This is a genomic window from Bacillota bacterium (assembly GCA_012837285.1).
Lineage (GTDB): Bacteria > Bacillota > DTU030 > DUMP01 > DUMP01 > DUNI01.
Genome location: DURJ01000110.1, coordinates 1 through 5,646, shown reverse-complemented (window position 1 = coordinate 5,646; position 5,646 = coordinate 1). Strand labels below are relative to the sequence as shown.

The following is a 5,646-nucleotide window of genomic DNA, read 5'->3' as shown; positions in this document are numbered from 1 at the left end:
CCAAACAAGCCTTCCCCACCCGGTTCACCGCCAAGCGGGTAGGAATGGCCACCGGCTTCATATGCATGCCGATCAACGTGTGCCCGATATCCAGGCCGGCATGGGCTTGCACTTCTTCTACCAGCACCGGATCCGTAAATAAATCCATGGCCAAAGCAGCCAACGACCCGCCAGCATGAGCTACAGGGTACACCGATACCTGCTCCAGCTGATACTGTTTCAGTGCTTCCCGCTCTACCACCAAAGCCCGGTTAAGATGTTCGCAGCACTGAATGGCCAACAAGATGCGATTCTCGCCGGCAATCTCAAGCAGTGGTTGTAAGATAGCTGCAGCTACTTCTCGGTTACCGGCGCTGCCAATGTGTTGACCCTGCACTTCGCTGGTACTGCACCCTACCACTAAAATACTGCCCGGTTCCAGTTGGGCCCGTTCTAACAATTCTTGTGCTGCCGCCTCTACTGCCAGACTGATTTCTTGCAGCACCTTCACTCCCTCCTGTACTTACACTCAACCGCCTTTATTTTTTCCACCCGCTCAGCATGGCGGCCGCCTTGCGGAACCGCTATCAGCCACGTACGAACAATGTCCAGCGCCAGTCCCAAGCCCACTACCCTGGCTCCTAACACTAAAATATTAGCATGGTTATGCTCACGGCTGGCCCGGGCTGAAAAAGTGTCGCCACACAACGCCGCCCGCACCCCTGGAACCTTGTTAGCTACCATAGACATACCGATCCCGGTGCCACAGACCAAAATTCCCAGCGGCGCATCTCCTCCTGCCACCGTCTCAGCCACCGCCAGACCAAAATCGGGATAATCACAGGACTCGGTGCCATGGGTCCCAAAGTCCTGATAATCGAGGCCTTGTTCAGCTAAAAGCGCTTTGATCGCTTCTTTCAGCTCGTAACCAGCATGGTCACTGCCAAGGGCAAATTTCAACAGCTATCACCTACCCTGCTCTAATCATACCCCAAAATATATTACTTCTTTCCCTCGACTCGGTTTCCTCCCACTGTGGGCAAAATTTTTGGGCGCCCACCGCGCCCAACTGTGTTTTACAACTTCACATCCGCTCCCAGAACTCCCACAATCCGGTCTTGAAAACGAAGCGGCAAGGCCAAGGTAACGCAGGGCCGGTAAGTAGCGGAAGAAATGTAGACTTCCGTCTGTACTCTCTGTCCCTCCCGGGCCTGTTGGTACCAGGGACGGTGGGACACATCCAGGTCTACGTCCCCTTTTGTGATAGCCATGGTTCTGCCATCCAGCCCGACGGCATACATAAGCTCCAGAAACGAATGAGCCGCCAGTTTCTCCTTTAACCGCCTGAGTTTCTCCTGGGGTGTCGCTTCTACAAATGACGGGTCGTCACTTATGGGCTCCAGCACTCGCCACCCCTGCTGTACTTTTTGCCTCAGCACTTCCGGAGGTATGCTTACATGGCCGAACTTGCGGGTAAGATCATAGAGCCGGTCTGCCATCTTGGCCAGCTTTTGAGCTGCCCGGGCCATTTCCTCTACACTGGCTGTCTGCTCTTCCACTGCGGCCGCTGCTTCTTGGCTGCCGGAAGCTGTGTACTGGGCACTGTCGTTGACAGTGTCCATGAGATCAGCCACGTCAGCAACCCGCTGCACCTGTTCGTCCACATGGTGCGTAATTTGGGCCACCTTGGTTCGCAGCTCTCCTAATATTGTATGCATGGCCGCCAGCGCCTGCCGAGCATAGTCGGACTGGGCTGCAGCTGCCCGCGACTTTTCCGCCTGCTCATCCATGGCCACCGCTAAAGCGCTGTCTTCTTCATGAATGCGATTCAAAATAGTGGTTATCTCCTTGGCTGCCTCGGCCGCTTGTTCGGCTAATTTCCTAATCTCAGCTGCCACCACAGCAAAACCCCGTCCCTGCTCGCCGGCTCGAGCCGCTTCGATGGCTGCATTGAGAGCCAACAGATTCGTTTGCTCACTGATTTGAGTCACACTGGCCACAATGGCTCCCACCTTGCGCGTGCCTTCGGTATGTTGGCGCACGTCAGCAGCCAGCACTTCACTGCGCTTGGCGGTAGCTTCAACGGCCTTAAGTAAAGCTTCCAGGGCTTCACGGCTGGTGACCACATCAGCTGCCACCTGATCCGCTGCCTGCTCACTGTCTTTAACTCTAGCGGCAATGGCCGCAGCACCGGTGTTCATGTACCCTGTCTTTTCCACCGTGTTGTTGGCTGCCGTAGCTTGTTTAGTGGCCTGGTGTGCCATTTCCTGCACCACTTCGGCAATCTGGGTCATGGCCGCCTGGGCCTGATCGGTACCTGATTCTAGCTGCCCAGCCGAGGTCCGCATCTGATCAGCCGCTATCTGCAGTTCTCCTAGAACCTGCTGTAGCCTGCCGGCCAGCTCCTTCAGCGGCCGGGCTATCTGCGCCGCCGGGCCGGTGACGGCCTCCGGAAACTCAGCGTACGTTTCGCCGGCGGCTAACGCCTGCAGATACGTAACTACACCCTTAAGTGCCTGGCGCTGCCACATCCCGTCCAGCCAAACAAAACTCAGCGCCACCACTGCCCACCACCCAAACAAGCCGGCCCCCATCCCCGTCAGCTCCAGGCGAGTCCAAAGCCAAATGGAACCACCCCCGCATACCCCAGCTAACACAAAGGCGAGTAGTGCACGCCCCACCCCTTGACCTCCCTTATTCACTTCTTCATCCCCCTCTTTCTTCTCGCCCAAAACAAATATGACTTCTTCGCTCCTGTCAAAGATCAGGGAAGTCCCGCCTAGGCGGGAAAAGCTTAGCATGCAGCTAGCTTCGCCGTAAAAGAACAAATTTCCTGCTCCTAGCCCTGGGATAGGACCATTTGCCTAAGGTACTCCACTGCCGGTCTCAATAATGCTTGCAGTTGGCCACGCACCTGACGATAAGTGTGCTCCGGTCCCCCAAACGGGTCGTCTACATCGACACGGAGCTCCCGGTCTGTCCCCCCTTGGGCGGCCAATTCGCCCAGGGTCCATGTCTTGTCCCGGGCCGCCGGCTCCAGGGCCAGAACATGCTCCTTTTGGCGGCGGGTCATAGTCAAGACCAAGTCAGCCGCCCGTACCATTTCCCGGGTAACCGGACGAGCCCGGTGCTCAGTCAAATTAAGCCCTACTTCTCCCATTACCGCTATAGCCGGTGGCGAAGCCCAGCTCCCGGGGATAGCTCCCAAGCCGGCTGATTCTACTTTTATGTACGAAGCTTTCTCGCCCAGCTGTTCGTCCAGCGCCCGGCGCAGAAGCGCCGCCGCCATGGGGCTGCGGCAGGTGTTGCCGGTACAAATCAAGAGTACTGTCAGCATAACCCTGATTTACCCCCTTTTCACCAGCATAACAAGGCCCAATAAGATGAAAGCAAAGCCAGCAGCTGTCTTCAGAAACTGAGGTGAGACCAGTCGCGTTAAAGCCTCGCCGGCCAGAACTCCGATAAAAGACGACAAAACCAACGCAGCCGCCGAACCGGCAAACACGGCCCCCAGAGCCCGACTTTCTGCTGCCAGTAACATGGTAGCCAGTTGTGTCTTGTCACCGAGCTCGGCTAGAAATACCAAGGTAAAAGTTGTCCAAGCCGTCTTCCAGAACAAGTGCTAACCCTCCTTCGCTGATGGCACCATGGGCTACAATCCCCACTTGACTATTTTGCTTTACGCTTTGACAATACGATAACCGGCCGCTTTACGCAGGCGGTTCATCACCGCCAGCCCCAGCCCAACCATGTCCACCCCTTCGGCCAAAATCACCTCGGTACCTTGGGCATCAAACCAGCGGAGCAGGTCAAACAAATTGGCCGCCACTGTGGCTAAATCCTCACGAGCCCCAACGATACTAGTCTGTCGCTGCCCGTAGAGGTGCGCCGTCTCGGTTGTAGCCATGATAGCTACGCGTTTCCCTTGGGAAACATAGTCATCATACAGTGAGCAGATTTTGGTCACAATAGCAGTCGGCCTACCTTCCACCACTACCACTCCCGCCTTGGGCGCGTAGTGTTTATACTTCATTCCCGGAGAGCGCACCCGGCCCCCTTCCGGCGGGGTGTCCTGGACCACAGTGGGGTCAACAGTAACTGCCGGAATCACTTGTTGCAGTTGCTCCAAAGTCAGGCCACCCGGGCGCAGAATTTGCGGCGGGCTGACAGTCACATCCAAAACCGTGCTTTCCACCCCGACTCCTGTGCGCCCGCTGTCGATGATCATGTCAACACGACCGGCAAGATCTGCTATTACATGCTGGGCCGTGGTTGGGCTGGGGCGCCCGGACAAGTTGGCGCTGGGCCCGGCCAGGGGACAGCCGCCCACCTCAATCAGCGCCAGCGCTACCGGATGCGCCGGCAGGCGGATAGCCACTGTGTCGAGCCCCCCTGTGGTTCGACGGGGCACTTGTTCGGCAGCTGCAAATACTAAGGTTAAAGGCCCGGGCCAAAATCGTTCTATTAACTTCTCGGCCACAGCAGGAACCCTGGTTACCAAGGCTTCAACTTCCTCTGGCCGAGCCACGTGAACAATCAGCGGATTATCAGACGGGCGTCCCTTGGCAGCGTATATCTTAGTTGCCACCTCCGGATCCAAAGCGTTACCCCCGAGCCCATAGACCGTTTCGGTGGGAAAAGCCACTAATCCACCTCGCCTGATAATGGCCCCGGCCTCTTGGAGCTGCGCCAAGTCGGCCGCTTCTATCACAGTGATAACCTTGGTTCCCTTGATGATTTCCATAAGGCCTGCCCTCTTGTTCTCAGCGGCGCCGCCGCTTCTTTTTTCGCTGACTGTTATCCTCATAATCTTCATCCCAATCGGCCTTGTCCCAGGTTCCGTAAAAAGCCGGCTGCGGCCGCTGAGCCCGCCGGTAGCGTCGGCCGGCAATAGCTGCTCGCACCTGCTGCCAAAACTCGGCAGCACCTTGGGTTCGCGCTCCCCGATGCCGGGCACCGGCTTGTACTTCCAGATCCGAACTTACTACTAAGGTGCCCGGACCGGCCAGTGCCACCACCGCCTCGTCCGCCGAGGGGGCAAACTGAACTCGAATGCCACCGCGGGCAAAGTAGCCGCGGTCCCCGGGGCCGTCAAAAACCACGGTGATTTCATCCCGTCGACCGCTTTTATACAGAAAAAGGCGATCCAGGAGAGCCTCCCGCCCCGCCTCTAACCCCCGTCCTTCAATACTCAGGAGCGCCGGTACCTGCCGGATCAAGTTATAACCATCGATAATAATAGTTACCTTCCTCACGCTCCCTTATCCTATTCCTTCCTGATTATACCTTATCAGCTTGGAAACAGCAACCGGCTATCAGTCTAGCCTATCTACCCCTGCCCAACCACGGTATTCTAGCTCCAATAATCTACTGTCTTTTATGCTTGCTTCTCCCATTCTATGGAATAATTTTACTTATTATAGGAGGTAAACTGCTATCTGGGGGAGAATCAAATATACGTACAAGCTAATACTACCAGGGGGTGAGTCATGACTGCTTACAGTAAATTCGGAATATACTAACACCATTAAGGAGGGAATTAAGTCCATGAAACCCAAAGGATCTGATGATCAGCGCAACATAGCCAATGTGTTGCTAGGTGCAGCGTTCTTGATGGCAACGTCCGCCATCGGTCCCGGTTTTCTGACTCAAACAGCTTTGTTCACT

8 protein-coding genes are annotated in these 5,646 nt (G+C 56.1%); 1 reads left to right on the top strand and 7 read right to left on the bottom strand.

Annotated features, from left to right (window positions below):
* From GX016_06180 to GX016_06150, 7 genes are all read right to left on the bottom strand, one after another.
* Nucleotides 1–490: TIGR01440 family protein (locus GX016_06180; protein HHT71146.1), on the bottom strand; the 490-nt coding region annotated here is incomplete at its 3' end.
* Nucleotides 487–939, bottom strand: coding sequence for a ribose 5-phosphate isomerase B (gene rpiB, locus GX016_06175; protein HHT71145.1), 453 nt, complete (start codon nucleotides 937–939; stop codon nucleotides 487–489). The genes GX016_06180 and rpiB, both read right to left, overlap by 4 nt.
* A 116-nt stretch (nucleotides 940–1,055) precedes the next feature.
* Nucleotides 1,056–2,681: a hypothetical protein gene (locus tag GX016_06170; GenBank protein HHT71144.1), complete on the bottom strand. Its 1,626-nt coding sequence runs from the start codon at nucleotides 2,679–2,681 to the stop codon at nucleotides 1,056–1,058.
* A 137-nt stretch (nucleotides 2,682–2,818) separates the two neighbouring features.
* Nucleotides 2,819–3,316: a low molecular weight protein arginine phosphatase gene (locus GX016_06165; protein HHT71143.1), complete on the bottom strand. Its 498-nt coding sequence runs from the start codon at nucleotides 3,314–3,316 to the stop codon at nucleotides 2,819–2,821.
* Nucleotides 3,317–3,325: 9 nt separating this feature from the next.
* The gene (locus GX016_06160; protein ID HHT71142.1) at nucleotides 3,326–3,598 is read right to left on the bottom strand and encodes a TMEM165/GDT1 family protein; all 273 of its coding nucleotides are present in this window, start codon (nucleotides 3,596–3,598) and stop codon (nucleotides 3,326–3,328) included.
* A gap of 60 nt (nucleotides 3,599–3,658) precedes the next feature.
* Nucleotides 3,659–4,723, bottom strand: coding sequence for a threonylcarbamoyl-AMP synthase (locus GX016_06155; GenBank protein ID HHT71141.1), 1,065 nt, complete (start codon nucleotides 4,721–4,723; stop codon nucleotides 3,659–3,661).
* A 19-nt stretch (nucleotides 4,724–4,742) separates the two neighbouring features.
* Nucleotides 4,743–5,234 carry a hypothetical protein gene (locus GX016_06150; protein HHT71140.1) on the bottom strand — a complete coding sequence of 164 codons (492 nt, stop codon included), beginning with the start codon at nucleotides 5,232–5,234 and terminating at the stop codon, nucleotides 4,743–4,745.
* A 292-nt stretch (nucleotides 5,235–5,526) separates the two neighbouring features.
* On the opposite strand from GX016_06150, the gene GX016_06145 reads away from it, so the two are divergent.
* A partial coding sequence (locus GX016_06145) for a divalent metal cation transporter (GenBank protein HHT71139.1) occupies nucleotides 5,527–5,646 on the top strand: 120 nt, incomplete at its 3' end.

Bases quoted from the DNA above. Each gene is read 5' to 3' on its own strand.
- GX016_06165 (HHT71143.1), bottom strand. From the start codon at position 3,316: ATGCTGACAGTACTCTTGATTTGTACCGGCAACACCTGCCGCAGCCCC.
- GX016_06155 (HHT71141.1), bottom strand. From the start codon at position 4,723: ATGGAAATCATCAAGGGAACCAAGGTTATCACTGTGATAGAAGCGGCC.